The 14859-nt window shown below is 54.0% G+C and carries 15 protein-coding genes and 1 tRNA gene; 9 read left to right on the forward strand and 7 right to left on the reverse strand.

Annotation, left to right across the window (positions count from 1 at the left end):
• Nucleotides 1-245: 245 nt before the first annotated feature.
• Nucleotides 246-1730, forward strand: coding sequence for a sodium/proline symporter PutP (gene putP, locus B1H58_RS15690; RefSeq protein ID WP_085071404.1), 1485 nt, complete (start codon nt 246-248; stop codon nt 1728-1730).
• A gap of 122 nt (nt 1731-1852) precedes the next feature.
• On the opposite strand, the gene pdxR is transcribed toward putP, so the two are convergent.
• Nucleotides 1853-3316 (reverse strand): MocR-like pyridoxine biosynthesis transcription factor PdxR, encoded by a 1464-nt coding sequence (pdxR, locus tag B1H58_RS15695; RefSeq protein ID WP_085071405.1) that lies wholly within the window; start codon nt 3314-3316, stop codon nt 1853-1855.
• Nucleotides 3317-3415: 99 nt separating this feature from the next.
• On the opposite strand from pdxR, the gene B1H58_RS15700 reads away from it, so the two are divergent.
• Nucleotides 3416-4132 carry a GNAT family N-acetyltransferase gene (locus B1H58_RS15700; RefSeq protein ID WP_085071406.1) on the forward strand — a complete coding sequence of 239 codons (717 nt, stop codon included), beginning with the start codon at nt 3416-3418 and terminating at the stop codon, nt 4130-4132.
• A gap of 64 nt (nt 4133-4196) precedes the next feature.
• Here B1H58_RS15700 and B1H58_RS15705 read toward each other — a convergent pair whose 3' ends face one another.
• The 3 genes from B1H58_RS15705 to B1H58_RS15715 all read right to left on the reverse strand — a co-directional run bounded on the left by B1H58_RS15705 (nt 4197) and on the right by B1H58_RS15715 (nt 5708).
• Nucleotides 4197-4823 carry a LysE family translocator gene (locus B1H58_RS15705; RefSeq protein WP_085071407.1) on the reverse strand — a complete coding sequence of 209 codons (627 nt, stop codon included), beginning with the start codon at nt 4821-4823 and terminating at the stop codon, nt 4197-4199.
• Nucleotides 4824-5064: 241 nt separating this feature from the next.
• Nucleotides 5065-5487, reverse strand: coding sequence for a DUF2000 domain-containing protein (locus tag B1H58_RS15710; protein ID WP_085071408.1), 423 nt, complete (start codon nt 5485-5487; stop codon nt 5065-5067).
• Between the two features lie 17 nt (nt 5488-5504).
• A complete protein-coding gene (locus B1H58_RS15715; RefSeq protein ID WP_085071409.1) occupies nt 5505-5708 on the reverse strand; it encodes a Dabb family protein in 204 nt (67 codons plus the stop codon).
• A gap of 162 nt (nt 5709-5870) precedes the next feature.
• On the opposite strand from B1H58_RS15715, the gene B1H58_RS15720 reads away from it, so the two are divergent.
• The 6 genes from B1H58_RS15720 to phoH all read left to right on the forward strand — a co-directional run bounded on the left by B1H58_RS15720 (nt 5871) and on the right by phoH (nt 11181).
• The gene (locus tag B1H58_RS15720; protein ID WP_085071410.1) at nt 5871-6350 is read left to right on the forward strand and encodes an Lrp/AsnC family transcriptional regulator; all 480 of its coding nucleotides are present in this window, start codon (nt 5871-5873) and stop codon (nt 6348-6350) included.
• Between the two features lie 186 nt (nt 6351-6536).
• Nucleotides 6537-7370 (forward strand): iron uptake transporter permease EfeU, encoded by an 834-nt coding sequence (efeU, locus tag B1H58_RS15725; protein ID WP_085071411.1) that lies wholly within the window; start codon nt 6537-6539, stop codon nt 7368-7370.
• A 53-nt stretch (nt 7371-7423) separates the two neighbouring features.
• A complete protein-coding gene (gene efeO / locus B1H58_RS15730; protein ID WP_085071412.1) occupies nt 7424-8545 on the forward strand; it encodes an iron uptake system protein EfeO in 1122 nt (373 codons plus the stop codon).
• 5 nt (nt 8546-8550) lie between these two features.
• Nucleotides 8551-9828 (forward strand): iron uptake transporter deferrochelatase/peroxidase subunit, encoded by a 1278-nt coding sequence (gene efeB, locus B1H58_RS15735; protein WP_085071413.1) that lies wholly within the window; start codon nt 8551-8553, stop codon nt 9826-9828.
• A gap of 297 nt (nt 9829-10125) precedes the next feature.
• Nucleotides 10126-10326 (forward strand): hypothetical protein, encoded by a 201-nt coding sequence (locus B1H58_RS20705; RefSeq protein ID WP_157130194.1) that lies wholly within the window; start codon nt 10126-10128, stop codon nt 10324-10326.
• A 66-nt stretch (nt 10327-10392) separates the two neighbouring features.
• A complete protein-coding gene (gene phoH, locus B1H58_RS15740) occupies nt 10393-11181 on the forward strand; it encodes a phosphate starvation-inducible protein PhoH (RefSeq protein ID WP_085071414.1) in 789 nt (262 codons plus the stop codon).
• Between the two features lie 483 nt (nt 11182-11664).
• Here the strand turns inward: phoH and B1H58_RS15745 are convergent.
• A tRNA-Ser gene (locus B1H58_RS15745) sits at nt 11665-11752 on the reverse strand.
• 233 nt (nt 11753-11985) lie between these two features.
• On the opposite strand from B1H58_RS15745, the gene phoA reads away from it, so the two are divergent.
• Entirely contained in the window at nt 11986-13395 is a 1410-nt protein-coding gene (phoA, locus tag B1H58_RS15750; protein WP_085071415.1) for an alkaline phosphatase, read from the forward strand.
• Nucleotides 13396-13433: 38 nt separating this feature from the next.
• Here phoA and msrA read toward each other — a convergent pair whose 3' ends face one another.
• On the reverse strand, nt 13434-13973 hold the full coding sequence (gene msrA / locus B1H58_RS15755) for a peptide-methionine (S)-S-oxide reductase MsrA (RefSeq protein WP_085071416.1): 540 nt from the start codon (nt 13971-13973) through the stop codon (nt 13434-13436).
• Between the two features lie 123 nt (nt 13974-14096).
• A complete protein-coding gene (locus tag B1H58_RS15760; protein WP_085071417.1) occupies nt 14097-14660 on the reverse strand; it encodes a flavin reductase family protein in 564 nt (187 codons plus the stop codon).
• Nucleotides 14661-14859 lie beyond the last annotated feature (199 nt).

Here is a 14859-nt window from a genome sequence, read left to right on the forward strand (position 1 = left end):
CTGAAGTTGGCGCGGTTGCGATCAGGGTGCTACTGATTGAAACGTGACCTGGTGCAACCTTCTGAAATTCTGATAACCAGAGGGAGTGAATTCAGTGTAACAGCTGTGTTAAATGTTGTGCGTTATGAACCTTTCCGGCAGGATAGCGCGCCAAAGATAAGTTTTTAATAAAAACCGCTGCGTTCCGGCGGTGAAGACAGGGCAAATAACCCTCTGCTTAATACCGATAATAAATGGAGAACCTGATGACAGTAAGCACACCGATGTTGGTGACATTCATCATCTATATTCTTGGCATGGTGTTGATTGGCTTTATAGCCTGGCGCTCAACCAAAAATTTCGATGACTACATTCTTGGGGGGCGTAGTCTGGGCAGCCTGGTTACCGCACTTTCAGCGGGCGCATCGGATATGAGCGGCTGGCTGCTGATGGGGTTGCCCGGCGCTATCTTTTTGTCAGGAATTTCAGAAAGCTGGATTGCCATCGGGCTAATTATCGGTGCCTGGCTGAACTGGAAAATTGTAGCGGGTCGCCTGCGCGTACAAACTGAACATCACAATAACGCCCTGACGCTGCCTGATTTCTTTACCAGCCGCTTCGAGGATCGCAGCAAGCTGCTACGGATTATCTCCGCCATCGTTATTCTGGTTTTCTTTACCATCTACTGTGCATCCGGCATTGTGGCCGGGGCGCGCCTGTTTGAAAGCACCTTTGGTATGAGCTACGAAACGGCACTGTGGGCCGGAGCGGCCGCCACTATTCTTTATACCTTTGTAGGTGGTTTCCTTGCGGTAAGCTGGACCGATACCGTGCAGGCAAGTTTGATGTTTTTCGCTCTGCTGTTAACGCCGATTATGGTGATTATCGCCGTGGGCGGCTTTGAAGATTCTCTGCGGGTGATTGAAGCGAAAAGCCTGGAAAACATCGATATGCTGAAAGGGCTGAACTTTGTTGCGGTAATTTCGCTGCTGGGCTGGGGCCTGGGCTATTTTGGTCAGCCGCATATTCTGGCGCGTTTTATGGCAGCCGACTCGCATCGCTCGATCCGTACCGCACGACGTATCGGTATGGCATGGATGATCCTCTGTCTGGGCGGCGCGGTCGCGGTGGGCTTTTTTGGCATCGCCTGGTTCCAGAGCCATCCGGAACAGGCGGCTGGCGTAAGTGAAAACGGCGAGCGCGTCTTTATCGAGCTGGCGCGTCTTCTGTTTAACCCGTGGATCGCCGGCATTCTGCTTTCGGCTATCCTGGCGGCGGTGATGTCTACCCTAAGCTGCCAGCTGCTGGTCTGCTCCAGCGCGCTGACGGAAGATCTTTATAAAGGTCTGCTGCGTCAAAACGCCAGTCAGAAAGAGCTGGTCTGGTTTGGCCGTATGATGGTGCTGGTGGTGGCTCTGATTGCTATTGCGCTGGCCTCTAATCCTGAGAACCGTGTTCTGGGGCTGGTGAGTTATGCCTGGGCGGGTTTCGGCGCCGCGTTTGGTCCGGTAGTGCTGTTCTCGGTCTGCTGGAAACGCACCACGCGCAACGGCGCGCTGGTGGGCATGGTAATTGGCGCGCTGACGGTGCTGGTATGGAAACATTACGGCTGGCTGGGTCTGTACGAAATCATCCCTGGCTTCCTGTTTGCCAGCATCGCGATCTACGTTGTGAGCCTGATGGGGCGTGCGCCCTCTGCTGAAGCGCAGGCGCGTTTCGATGCGGCCGACGCAGAATATAAATCGCATTAATTTCCCCGGGCCGACAGGCCCGATGACCTTACAGGAATATTTCCTCTGATCGCGGCCTGCCTGTTTATGGCAGGCCGCACTGTTTCTGCTGCATTCCCCTTTTGCTCAGGGCAGGGCAGAGGCTACTTTCCGCTCGCCTGATGGCGCAGACGTGTAATCAATTGCTGTAACCGCTCTATCGCCGGAACAAACTGCGAGGCTGAGGTATTGCCGTAGCCCAGCACCAGCCCGTACCGGACACGGTTTTTATCAAGATAAAACTGACTTAACGGGGCGGGCGCCAGCTGATACTGACGCGCCTGTCGGGCCAGCATGACATCATCAATAGCATTAAGCGTGATGGTAAGATGCAGGCCGCCGTTTCCGCCAGTAATGGTGAACGGCTCGGTTAGATGATTCGCCAGCGCTGCGCGTAGCTGTTGCTGCCGTTTGCGATAGAGACGGCGCATCGCCGCAAGATGACGCGCATAGTGTCCCTCTTCGATGAATCGCGCCAGCGCGCGCTGTTCCGCCCGGTGCCCGCCGCGCAGCAGTGCGCCCACCACAGGCCGCGCCGCCAACGCCAGAGCGGGCGGCAACACGATAAATCCGGTGCGCAGTGCCGGAAACAGGGTTTTGCTAAATGTACCAAGATAGATTACCGGCGCATCAGGCTGCATGCCTGCCATGGCCGGTATGGGCGCGTTGTCGTAGCGAAACTCACTGTCGTAATCATCTTCAACAATCCAGGCGTGATGTTGCCGCGCAAACGTCAGCAGCGCCAGGCGACGGGCGGCGCTGAGCACAGCTCCGGTGGGATACTGGTTCGATGGCGAAGTGAAAATTATTCGGGGCGGTAAGGCAGTGAAATTAGCAAAGCACAGCCCTTCATTGTCTACAGGGATCGCTTCAGGCACCAATCCTGCCGCAGTAAACGCGCTTTTCACCCCCAGATAACCGGGATCTTCAATCCAGGCGCTTTCGCCCGGCTGCGTCAGCAAACGTGCGCACAGGCTTAGCCCCTCCAGCGCGCCTTCAGTAATAATAATCTGCGAAGCGTCGCAGTGAATGCCGCGCGCCAGCGCCAGATGTCGTGCAATTGCCACCCGCAGCGACCATTCGCCTGCTGCATCGCCATAGCCCAACAGCGTGCAACTTTCTTCATGCAGAACGCGAGTGAGTAAACGACGCCAGAGCGGCAGTGGAAAGTAGTTGAGAGCGGGCGTACCGGGCGTAAAAAGCAAAGGCGGCGAATCGCGCTGGCTGCCAGACGGAAGCTGCATCAGATGCGCTGGCAAGGAAACGCTGTTGGTATTCACCGAAAAAGTATTTTGCGCCGCCAGTGTCGCAACCTGCGAACCCTTGCGGTCGCGTAGCAGATAGCCCTCCAGCGCCAGCTGTTCCAGCGCGCCGTTAACCGTATTGCGCGATAGCGTTAGTCGTTGCGCGATGGTACGCGATCCTGGCAGGCGGCTTCGGGCCTGTAGCTTTCCTGCAAGGATGGCATCACGTAAAGCATGGTACAGCGCACGCTGGCGGGTTACGCCGCCTCGCTGTGCCAGCGCATTTTCAAGCAGCGTATAAAAAGCGTCGTCGGGAATATTCATCACATCTCCTGGTGGTACCATAAAAACGTACCACTGTGGCGCTTTTTAAGGAACCAGTACCTTTATATGCTCTGCCTCTCTAACAGCTAAGGAGGCATAATGCATCACTATAATGAATTTGGTCAGCCAGTTGGCGAGCCGTTATCTGACTGGCAGCCGCGCCCACATCCGCAACGCACGCAGCTTGAGGGCCGCCTCTGCCGCCTGGAACCGCTAAACATGACCCATGCGCAGACATTGTACGCCGCGTTTCAGCAGGCACCCGATGCCCGCGACTGGACATGGCTGCTGCGGGAGCCTGACAACAGCAACGCCAGTTTTGCCGCCTGGGTAAAGAGCGTGGAAAATCTCAACGATCCGCTTCACTTTGCGGTAATTGATAAACAGAACATGATGCCTGTCGGATCACTGGCGCTGATGCGGATCGATCCTGTGAATGGCGTGACGGAAGTGGGGCATGTTCATTTTTCACCGCTGTTAACCCGCACGGCAATGGGGACCGAGGCACAGTGGCTGCTGATGCGTTATGCCTTCGAGACGCTGGGCTATCGCCGCTATGAATGGAAATGCAACAGTCTGAATGAAGCTTCTCGTCGTGCTGCGTTACGGTTGGGCTTTCAGTATGAAGGGCGTTTTCGCCAGGCGCTGGTGACAAAAGGCCGTAACCGCGACACCGACTGGTTTTCTGTTATCGATAAAGAGTGGCCGGAAGTGGATATGGCGCTACGCAGCTGGCTTGCGCCGGAGAATTTTGATGCCGCAGGCCGTCAGCGGTGCTCGCTGCAAAGCCTGCGAGCGCAATCCGCTACGCGGTAGTTGAGCGTGTTGATACCCCCGGGGAAGCCCTCGCCCCAGGGGGCGTGGATAACAGTGGATAGAGCTACAGCGTTTTTGCCACCATGCCGATGGCCGCCAGCAACATAATCACGCCCGCAGAGCGGAATAGCAGGCGCTGCGCTTCAGCGCTGGTAAGGAAATGGCGTATCTTAAGCGCCGCGAGGATAAATACGGCACCGACTGCCAACAGCACGAAAATGGTCAGCGGCACCAGCATCATGCCCCAAATCTGCAACGAGACGTTATCCAGCGAAATCACCAGCGGCAGGATCGCCAGATAAAAGGCGATAGTCTTCGGGTTGCCCAGCGTAATGGTCAGCCCGGAGAACCAGGCGGAGGCCAGCTGTTTACGCGTCGCCCGCTGATCGATATTGACCGCCTGCGGCTGATAGCGCCAGAACTGCCAGGCGAGACAGCATAAATAGAGCGAGGCCGCCCAGTTAATCAGGGTAAACAGCGAAGTGTAGTTATGGGCGATAACCGCCAGGCCAAACACCGCCACAGAGAGATAAATCAGGTCGCCCAGAATCAAACCGGTCAACATGGTGAAGCCCGTCACGGCACCGCCGCTAACGCTGCGGGCGACCAGGGCGGTCATCCCCGGACCTGGTATAGCAGCAGCTAATCCAAGCGCGGCGATATAAGAGAGGATTTGTGCAGTTCCCAGCATAGTTATTCCTGTTCAGAAAAAGAAAGATTGCGCCAGCAGGGCTTAAGGTCCAGATGTTCACGACACCGGTTAGCAAACGCGGTAGCGCCTTCTTCCTGCGGTCCCCAAACGGTGAGAGAGCGGAACGTCCGTGCCACCATCATCATGTGGGCATGCTTCTTTGCCTGTACGCCGCTGCACAAAATAGCCAGCCTTTGCGATTAAGCTGCCTGTTTGATGGCGTTCGGCATGTTATGGCTTGTTATTTATAGAGCGGCAGGCTGCCTGTGATTTTGGTGATTTTCTTTTTCGGGCCGATAAGCCCAATGGCGACCAGCTCGATATTACTGCTGTTGACTGAAGAGATGCGTTCGCCATATTCATCATAGGTTTTACAGGACTGGGCCAGGGCGCTGAATGGCATAACATAGATCTCTTCATCATTTTCAGCCGTCTTTTGCAGTTCATGGATGACTTCGCCTGGCGCCAGCAGTACCGGGAGCGGCGCGTAAATCACGCCCGGGTAATTGATGTTGTCCAGACTTTGCCTGTCCGGGCCTACCAGGTTTTCAACGGTGCGGCCAAAGCTAATGCCGATCACGCTCGCGGCGTTAATGGCAAGACCGGCGGGCAAATCTTTATCAATGACAATCGTGCAACGATGTTGGCTGGCATCAAATTTCATATTCGGTTCCTGGTTTTTCAGCAAGCGCGGCCTTCAAACATGCCGATAACGACAAAATCAGCCGCGATATGACGGCGAGTGATGTTGCGACCATAGGTCCATCCTTTAATTTCATCAATGTAATTAGGGTGCGCACGCGTCGATCTTTCCGCATCGATAGCTTCAATGGAAGCCCAGCTCCATGGGGTTTTAAACGTAAACAAGACGATATGCATTAACATACGAGTCGGTTCCTTTCGGCATTCACTTCAATTAATCATTAAAGTTGCGAATGTATTATGCCGTAGCCGGAAGGGAAATTGTTACCTATATCACTTGCTTCTTTGCTGGTGTCAGGAAAAAATCATCTTTTATCACGGTGAAAACGAAAGGAACTTTCTTTTATGGCGCTTAGCCCGACAGAAATGAAAATCCTGAAGCTGTTGCAGGATGATGCGCGTGTTACTAATCAGGTACTGGCCGAAAAAATCGGCATGTCCGCTTCGCCATGCTGGCGCAAAGTACGCAAGCTGGAAGAGGATGAAGTGATTCAGGGCTATCGTGCCGTCCTGAATCGCAAAAAAATTGGCCTGGGCGTTATGGTGTTTGTGCGAGTAGCGATCGACAGCCACAGCGAAGCGGAAGCAAGGAAATTTGAAGAGGAAGTAACCGCGCTGGAAGATGTGGTGGCCTGCTACAGCATCGGCGGCGATGCCGATTTTTTATTGCAGGTAGTGGCTTCGGATCTGGATTCCTATGCCGATTTCGCCATGTCGGTAGTGCGCCGTCTTCCCGGAATCAAAGAGATGCAAAGTATGTTTGTTCTGAAAGAGATTAAACCGCTGGTGACCTTGCCGATTAAAAAGATCGGGGAGGGGAGCTGAAGCAAGCCTACTTGCCGCTGAAGGAGCTCTGACGCTGAAAAACGTCGCTGGCTTAAATTTCCTGCGCCCTGATAAATAATCACTGCGGCGTCTTGTTTTTTTTGTGCCGATAATGATAATCAGTATCGTTTGTGTTTACGCATCTTTACGTCACTTTACGCGAACTAAAACTACTGAGGATCAGGCATGTTTGTACCCTTTCTGATTATGCTGCGCGAAGGGCTGGAAGCAGCACTTATTGTCAGCCTGATTGCCAGCTACCTGAAGCGTACCCAACGCACCCGCTGGTTCGGCGCCATGTGGGCTGGCGTCTTTATTGCGGCCGCGCTCTGTCTGGCGCTTGGCGTGTTCATCAACGCCACAACCGGTGAGTTCCCGCAAAAGGAACAGGAGCTGTTTGAAGGTATTGTGGCGGTGATAGCGGTAGCGATTCTTACCTGGATGGTTTTCTGGATGCGCAACGTTTCGCGCAACGTCAAAGCGCGGCTGGAAGATGCCGTCGACCAGGCGCTGCAAAAAGGCAGCCACAATGGCTGGGCGCTGGTGCTGATGGTGTTTCTTGCCGTGGCACGCGAAGGGCTGGAATCGGTCTTCTTTCTGCTGGCCGCTTTTACCCAGGATGTCGGTATGGCGCCGCCCGTTGGCGCTGTGCTCGGGCTGATCACGGCTGCGGCTATCGGCGCGCTAATCTACTGGGGCGGCGTCAAACTCAACCTGGCGAAATTTTTCAAATGGAGCAGCCTGTTTATCATTTTTGTTGCCGCCGGCCTGGCTGCCGGGGCGATCCGCGCCTTCCATGAAGCGGGGCTGTGGAATCACTACCAAATCATCGCCTTTGACCTCAGTAACGCGCTCTCCACACACACCCTGTTCGGGACGCTGCTGGAAAGCCTGCTGGGATACCAGGAGACGCCTACCGTTAGCGAAGTCGCAGTCTGGTTTATCTATCTGATCCCGGCGCTACTGTTCTTTTTTATGCCTGCCCGGCCGGGTGCCGCAGCGGCACGTTCAACAAGCTAAAACTAATGGCGCGTTTTTCGCGCCTGTTTGTGACTTTAACAGGGACTATATTGATGACTATGATTTCTCGCCGTAAAGCCTTACTGGCTTCTCTTCTGGCGTATTCCGCTGTGTCCGGTGCGGCTGATGTGCCGCAGGTAAATGTCAGCGTTAACGATAAACAATGTGAACCGATGGCACTCACCGTTAATGCCGGCAAAACCCAGTTTATTATCCGTAACAACAGCCAGAAAGGGCTGGAGTGGGAGATCCTCAAGGGCGTTATGGTGGTAGAAGAGCGTGAAAATATCGCGCCGGGCTTTACGCAAAAGCTCACCGCCAATCTTGAGCCTGGCGAATATGAGATGACCTGCGGCCTGCTCAGCAACCCGAAAGGCAAACTGATCGTTAAGGCGACCGGCACTGAGCAGAGCAGCGGCAAACAGGCTGAGCTGATGCAGCTAAGCGGAGCGATTACCGACTATAAAAGCTGGGTTGTTGGCGAAGTGACGCAGCTGGTCAGCAGCACTAAAGCTTTCACCGACGCGGTTAAAGCGGGTGATGTGAAAAAAGCGCAGTCGCTCTATGCGCCAACCCGGCAGCACTATGAGCGTATCGAACCGATCGCTGAGCTCTTCTCTGACCTGGACGGCAGCATTGACGCGCGTGAAGATGACTATGAACAAAAAGCAGCGGATCCTAAATTCACCGGTTTCCATCGTCTGGAAAAAGCACTGTTTGGCGATCGCAGCACCGAGGGCATGAACGATTATGCCGATCGTCTGTATCAGGACACGCTGGAGCTGCAAAAACGCATCAATGCGCTGGCTTTCCCGCCGGGCAAAGTAGTGGGCGGCGCAGCTGGCCTGATTGAAGAAGTTGCCGCCAGCAAAATTTCCGGCGAAGAAGATCGTTACAGCCGTACCGATCTGTGGGATTTCCAGGCCAACGTTGATGGCGCGCAGAAAATCGTCAATCTGCTGCGTCCGCAGCTGGAAAAAGCCAATCCGCAGCTGCTAAGCAAGGTGGATAACAACTTCAAAAAAGTCGATGTCATCCTGACCAAATATCGTACGCAGGATGGCTTCGCCTCATATGAAAAATTGACCATAACCGATCGCAACCGCTTGAAAGGGCCGATTACCGTCCTGGCGGAAGATTTGGCTCTGTTGCGTGGCACGCTGGGACTGGATTAAGCCGGATGGAAAAAGTGACCGACGCGGCGATGCCTTCACGGCGTCGCCTGTTAAAAGGGCTTGGTCTGCTGAGCGGCGCCGCTGTGGTTGGCAGCGGTTGCCCGGTAAGCGCTGTGGCGGCGGAAAGCTTCTCGCCTGGGGCGCTTTCTCCCAATTTCCGGGAAGAGCGCCAGCCGTTTTACGGACCGCACCAGGCCGGGATCACCACGCCGCAGCAGGCCGCGATGATGCTGGTGGCTTTTGATGTGCTGGCAGGCGATAAAAACGACCTTGTGCGGCTGTTTAAACTGCTCACTGAACGCATCGCTTTTCTGACCACGGGCGGCACGGCACCGCTGGTCACCAATCCCCGGTTGCCGCCGCTTGATTCCGGCATCCTCGGCGAACGTATCTGGCCCGATAATCTGACGATCACCGTCTCGGTAGGTGAGGCGCTATTTGACGATCGTTACGGTCTTACGGCGCTGAAGCCTGCAAAGCTGCAAACCATGACGCGTTTTCCTAACGACGCGCTGGATGCGGAAAGCTGTCATGGCGACCTGCTGCTGCAGATTTGCGCCAACACCAACGATACCGTAATCCATGCGCTGCGCGATATCATTAAGCATACGCCTGATTTGCTGGCGGTACGCTGGCGGCGCGAAGGCTTTATCCCGGACCATGCGGCGCGCAGTAAAGGCAGGGAAACGCCCATTAACCTGCTGGGCTTCAAAGATGGTACGGCCAATCCCGACACGGCAAACCGGGCTTTGATGGATTCGATACTGTGGGTGACGCAGGATCAGCAGGAGCCCGCCTGGGCCGTGGGCGGCAGTTATCAGGCAGTACGCATTATTCAGTTTCGCGTCGAGTTCTGGGACCGTACGCCGTTGGGTGAACAGCAGACCATCTTTGGCCGTGAAAAGCTTAGCGGCGCGCCGCTGGGGATGAAACATGAACATGACGAGCCGGATTACGCGCAAGATCCGCATGGGAAGATCATTCCGCTGGATGCGCATATTCGTCTGGCCAACCCACGTACGCCGGAAACGCAAAGCAGCCTGATGCTGCGTCGTGGCTACAGCTATTCCGCCGGCATTACGTCTGCGGGTCAGCTGGATATGGGGCTGCTGTTTGTCTGCTACCAGCACGATTTAGAAAAAGGATTTTTAGCCGTGCAACAACGGCTCAACGGCGAGGCGCTGGAGGAATATATTAAACCCACAGGGGGCGGCTATTTCTTTGTGCTGCCGGGCGTGATAAATAATCAACATTATCTGGCTCAGTCATTACTGGAGGCCTGATTAACTTACGGTTTCCCGCCAGGTTATAAATGGCGGGAGACGGTTTTTTGCTCGATCTTTCTCTTTGCTATTCCGCTTTCTTTCCTGTTATGAAATTTCTGAATTATCTCACCGCTATTTTTGTTTTTTAACCTACTGAATTATCAGCATAAATCAGGAGAGTGACTTTTTCATGGATGCCGGGTGATTATTTTTTATTCATTTGATCAAAATTGCTATTGCAAAATTATAAGAATCTGTTGCACTTTATACAGGTCGGTAGTCTGTAATGCTCAGCTTCCTCGATGGAGAATGCGAATGGAAAAGTCCTGTAATGGACAGCCCGTTTTAAATAAAAAACATCGCAAGACTTTTCGCGAGCGTTTTTCTTTCTCCAGACTATTTGCTTCTTTTATCAATCCTCTCGGCTTAACTCGTCCCTTTTATGATTTCCGGCGTATGTCAGCGGCATGCGCTCATTCAATGGCTCGTAAGGCTCTGAAGGAAGCCACCCTCTAAAGCGTTCACGTAATCGCACCAGACCAGCTCCGGTGCGGGAAATGAAACCAACTGTAAGGTGCCACTATGGGAAGACAGAAAGCAGTGATCAAAGCGCGTCGTGAAGCACGTCGGGTGCTTCGTAGCGATTCACGCAGCCACCGGCAGCGTGAAGAAGAATCGGTCACCTCGCTGGTGCACATGGGCGGCCTGGACGCCATCGGTATGGCGTGTGATTCACGCGATCGTTCACCTATCGAAGCGCGTAATGAGGCTCAGGCGCACTATCTTAACGCCATAGAGACGAAGCAGCTGATCTTTGCAACCGGCGAAGCGGGTTGCGGTAAAACCTGGATCAGCGCTGCAAAAGCAGCAGAAGCCCTGATTAACAAGGATGTCGACAGGATTATCGTGACCCGACCGGTGCTGCAGGCCGACGAGGATCTGGGCTTTTTGCCTGGTGATATCTCTGAGAAGTTTGCTCCCTATTTTCGCCCGGTCTATGACGTTCTGGTTAAACGTCTCGGCTCTTCCTTTATGCAATACTGTCTGCGTCCGGAAATTGGTAAGGTGGAGATCGCCCCCTTTGCCTATATGCGCGGACGTACGTTTGAAAACGCGGTGGTCATCCTTGATGAGGCGCAAAACGTCACCGCCGCCCAAATGAAAATGTTTTTGACCCGCCTGGGCGAGAACGTCACGGTTATTGTCAACGGCGACATTACCCAGTGCGATCTGCCGGCCGGGGTAACATCGGGCCTGGCCGATGCGCTTGACCGTTTTGTCGAAGATGAAATGGTAAGCGTAGTGCGGTTTGGGAAAGAGGATTGTGTGCGTTCCGCGCTCTGTCAGCGCGCGCTGCATGCTTATAGTTGATTGAGTGAGTAGCTGTAGCCCAAGCCCGGACGTAAGTCCGGGCTTTTTTATGCATACAAAAAAGCCTGAGCTTTCGCTCAGGCTTTAATGCAAATAAAAAAGCCTGAACTTTCGCTCAGGCTCTTTCATTAAATATGGCGGTGAGAGGGGGATTGACTCGCGCTGAAGCGCTCGCCCTGCGGGCAGCCTGTGGCTGTCCAACCGGCTTTGCCGGTTGTCGAACCCGGCGGGGCTTCTCATCACCCCTCTCTGCGGTGCTTTATGCGTACAAAAAAGCCTGAACTTTCGCTCAGGCTCTTTCATTAAATATGGCGGTGAGAGGGGGATTGACTCGCGCTGAAGCGCTCGCCCTGCGGGCAGCCTGTGGCTGTCCAACCGGCTTTGCCGGTTGTCGAACCCGGCGGGGCTTCTCATCACCCCTCTCTGCGGTGCTTTATGCGTACAAAAAAGCCTGAACTTTCGCTCAGGCTCTTTCATTAAATATGGCGGTGAGAGGGGGATTCGAACCCCCGATACGTTGCCGTATACACACTTTCCAGGCGTGCTCCTTCAGCCACTCGGACACCTCACCGTATTGTCTGCTGACACCGCTCTGGGTGGCAACGGGGCGCTACTATAGGGAGTTGTTATAAAAGGGTCAAGCACTATTTTTCCCTTTTATTAGCGCCGGTTAAGCCTTATACAATTCAGGCGCGTTAAACCCATTGTCATAAAAATGCCAACACCCTGTAAGAAAAAATACATCCCTTTCCTTTACGCTTCTTTACACTAATGGCAGATAAACATTTACAAAGGACTAAGCGAATGAAAAAGCAGCCCTTTATAGCGCTCTCCCTGTTGGCAATTTTAGTTAGCGGTCATGCCGTGGCTGAAATCGCCACTCTCTCACGCGCCGCGATCGGCGATATCACTCAGCACGGCGGCGCGCGCCGTTTTACTGGCGATCAAACCGCCGCACTAAAGGCATCGTTAAGCAGCGCTCCGGCAAAAAACGTTATTTTGCTGATTGGAGATGGTATGGGTGATTCGGAAATTACCCTGGCGCGCAACTATGCCATGGGAGCAGGCGGCTTTTTCAAAGGTATCGATGCGTTACCGCTCACCGGACAATATACGCACTACTCGCTGGATAAAAAGACGCATAAACCCAACTATGTAACTGATTCTGCCGCCTCGGCAACCGCCTGGTCAACCGGAGTGAAAACTTATAATGGCGCGCTTGGCGTTGACGTGAACGGCAACGCTCAGGCGACGCTGCTGGAGTTGGCCAAAGCAGCGGGTAAAGCGACCGGCAACGTATCTACTGCTGAACTGGAAGATGCCACGCCCGCCGCGCAAATATCGCATGTCACCTCACGTAAGTGCTACGGTCCGGAAAAAACCAGTGAGCTTTGCGCCAGCAATGCGCTGGAAAAGGGTGGCAAAGGGTCGATTGCCGAGCAGTTGTTAGTTACGCGTGCTGATGTCACGCTGGGCGGCGGAGCGAAAACTTTCAGCGAAGTAGCCAAAGCGGGGGACTATCAGGGGAAAACGCTGCGCGAACAGGCAGAAGCGCGTGGTTATCAACTGGTCAGCGATCTGCAAAGCTTAGAGGCGATAACCGTAGCCAATCAACAGAAGCCGCTGCTGGGCCTGTTTAGCGAAGGCAATATGCCGGTGCGCTGGCAGGGGCCAAAAGCCAGCTATCATGGCAATATCGACAAGCCCGCTGTGACCTGCGAAGTCAACACCCAACGTTCAGCCAGCACCCCAACGCTGGCGCAGATGACCGATAAAGCCATTAGCCTGCTCAGTCAAAACAAGCAGGGCTTCTTCCTGCAGGTTGAGGGCGCGTCGATCGATAAACAGGATCACGCTGCCAATCCCTGCGGACAGATTGGGGAAACGGTAGATTTAGATGAAGCGGTACAGAAGGCGTTGGAATTTGCGCGTAAAGATGGCAATACGCTGGTGATCGTCACCGCCGATCATGCACATTCCAGCCAGATTGTTGAAAACGGCACTAAAGCGCCGGGATTGACGCAGGCGTTAAACACCAAAGATGGTGCAGTCATGACCGTTAGCTATGGTAATTCGGAAGGGGAATCGCAAGAGCACACCGGCACGCAGCTGCGTATCGCCGCCTACGGTCCTCATGCAGCAAATGTGGTGGGACTAACAGACCAGACCGATCTCTTCTTTACTATACATAACGCGCTGGGGCTACAGAAATAAAGAAAGGCGAGCCAGGCTCGCCTTATGTCTTTCTCCGCTTAAGAAGATGACTTCACGCGGTTAGCAAAACTTTTACGCAGCTTCTGCAGCTTGGGTGGGATTACCGCCATGCAAAAGCCGTTGCGCTGGCCTTCGCCTTCCCAGTAGTTCTGATGGTAATCTTCCGCCGGGTAAAACTCTTTCAGCGGCTCGATAGTGGTCACGATCGGATCGCTGTGATCCTGCTGCGCACGCGCGATCGCTGCTTTGGCTTCCGCTTCCTGTTCAGCGTTCGCCGGGAAAATTGCGGAACGGTACTGGGTACCGATATCGTTGCCCTGACGGTTCAGCTGAGTCGGATCGTGCGTAACAAAACTGATATCCAGCAGATCGCCATAGCTCACTTTCTCCGGATCGAAACCGATGCGGATGGCTTCGGCATGTCCGGTTGCACCGCTGCATACCTGCTCGTAGGTTGGGTTAGGGCGCGTTCCGCCGGTGTAGCCGCTCTCTACAGATTCAACGCCAATGATGTCCTTGAATACCGCTTCGGTACACCAGAAACATCCGCCTGCAATTACCGCATATTCAATTGCCATTCTTTTACTTCTCCAGATTGGGTCGTGACGCTAAGGGAGCCATCCTCGCATAATCTGCTATTCACCGGCAATTAGCGCCGCTCTTTCTGTTCAGCTAACCGGCTAACAGGAAAATTTTTCATGTTAAATCAGCATCTCCGGCTTAAATTTCTTATGCTGATCGCTGGTTTTTTCACCCATAACCCGAAACAGGCCTTCGCCGGTATAGTGCAGCGTAGCAGGGAAGGCTACCTGGGGATCGACATGCGCCTTTACCACTTCAAAGATGAAAAAGTTGTAATTATCTACCAGCGCGCCGTCGTAAAGCCGACATTCAAAACTGGCGAAACATTCGGCAATCAGCGGCGCTTTAACCACGCTGCCCGGTTCGATGTTCAGGCGGTTAGCTGCGAACTTATCCACCTCATCGCCGTGACTGTTGCCAATGGCCACCACCTGATCGATTAACTCGTGGGTAGGGACATTTATCACGCATTCGCCACTGTTACGGATCAAATCGTGGCTGACATTCATACTGGCGATCATGCAGCCTACCAGCGAAGGCGAAAATTCAAGGATGGTATGCCAGCCCAGCGTCATTATATCGCTTTGGTTTTCCCAGCTCGATGTCACCAGAACCACCGGGCCAGGTTCCAGATATTTGCGCACTTTTTCCACGGGAAAGTTTTGCTTGTTGTAATCAGTCATAATGCCTCCACTGGTGAAAGAGACTCTTCTCTGAGTGTAGCGGGTGACGCGCGCGGCACCAGCGAAAGCCCGCACTAGCGGCTACGCAGACGAATAATCAGGCCGCCCGCCGCTGCCAGCGTCGCCAGGATTATCACACCGTTCCAGCCCGCCTGCGCCAGTTTATGGCGCTAATGCGCAAAGTGATGCCACCTATTAC

It is taken from the genome of Pantoea alhagi (assembly GCF_002101395.1).
Taxonomy (GTDB): domain Bacteria; phylum Pseudomonadota; class Gammaproteobacteria; order Enterobacterales; family Enterobacteriaceae; genus Mixta; species Mixta alhagi.

What these genes read in the sequence shown, in the direction of transcription:
- B1H58_RS15715 (WP_085071409.1), bottom strand. Translation starts at nt 5,708, where the DNA reads ATGTTAATGCATATCGTCTTGTTTACGTTTAAAACCCCATGGAGCTGG.
- efeB (WP_085071413.1), top strand. Translation starts at nt 8,551, where the DNA reads ATGGAAAAAGTGACCGACGCGGCGATGCCTTCACGGCGTCGCCTGTTA.
- phoH (WP_085071414.1), top strand. Translation starts at nt 10,393, where the DNA reads ATGGGAAGACAGAAAGCAGTGATCAAAGCGCGTCGTGAAGCACGTCGG.
- efeU (WP_085071411.1), top strand. Translation starts at nt 6,537, where the DNA reads ATGTTTGTACCCTTTCTGATTATGCTGCGCGAAGGGCTGGAAGCAGCA.
- putP (WP_085071404.1), top strand. Translation starts at nt 246, where the DNA reads ATGACAGTAAGCACACCGATGTTGGTGACATTCATCATCTATATTCTT.
- B1H58_RS20705 (WP_157130194.1), top strand. Translation starts at nt 10,126, where the DNA reads ATGGAAAAGTCCTGTAATGGACAGCCCGTTTTAAATAAAAAACATCGC.
- B1H58_RS15705 (WP_085071407.1), bottom strand. Translation starts at nt 4,823, where the DNA reads ATGCTGGGAACTGCACAAATCCTCTCTTATATCGCCGCGCTTGGATTA.
- msrA (WP_085071416.1), bottom strand. Translation starts at nt 13,973, where the DNA reads ATGGCAATTGAATATGCGGTAATTGCAGGCGGATGTTTCTGGTGTACC.
- pdxR (WP_085071405.1), bottom strand. Translation starts at nt 3,316, where the DNA reads ATGAATATTCCCGACGACGCTTTTTATACGCTGCTTGAAAATGCGCTG.
- B1H58_RS15720 (WP_085071410.1), top strand. Translation starts at nt 5,871, where the DNA reads ATGGCGCTTAGCCCGACAGAAATGAAAATCCTGAAGCTGTTGCAGGAT.
- phoA (WP_085071415.1), top strand. Translation starts at nt 11,986, where the DNA reads ATGAAAAAGCAGCCCTTTATAGCGCTCTCCCTGTTGGCAATTTTAGTT.
- B1H58_RS15760 (WP_085071417.1), bottom strand. Translation starts at nt 14,660, where the DNA reads ATGACTGATTACAACAAGCAAAACTTTCCCGTGGAAAAAGTGCGCAAA.
- B1H58_RS15700 (WP_085071406.1), top strand. Translation starts at nt 3,416, where the DNA reads ATGCATCACTATAATGAATTTGGTCAGCCAGTTGGCGAGCCGTTATCT.
- efeO (WP_085071412.1), top strand. Translation starts at nt 7,424, where the DNA reads ATGACTATGATTTCTCGCCGTAAAGCCTTACTGGCTTCTCTTCTGGCG.
- B1H58_RS15710 (WP_085071408.1), bottom strand. Translation starts at nt 5,487, where the DNA reads ATGAAATTTGATGCCAGCCAACATCGTTGCACGATTGTCATTGATAAA.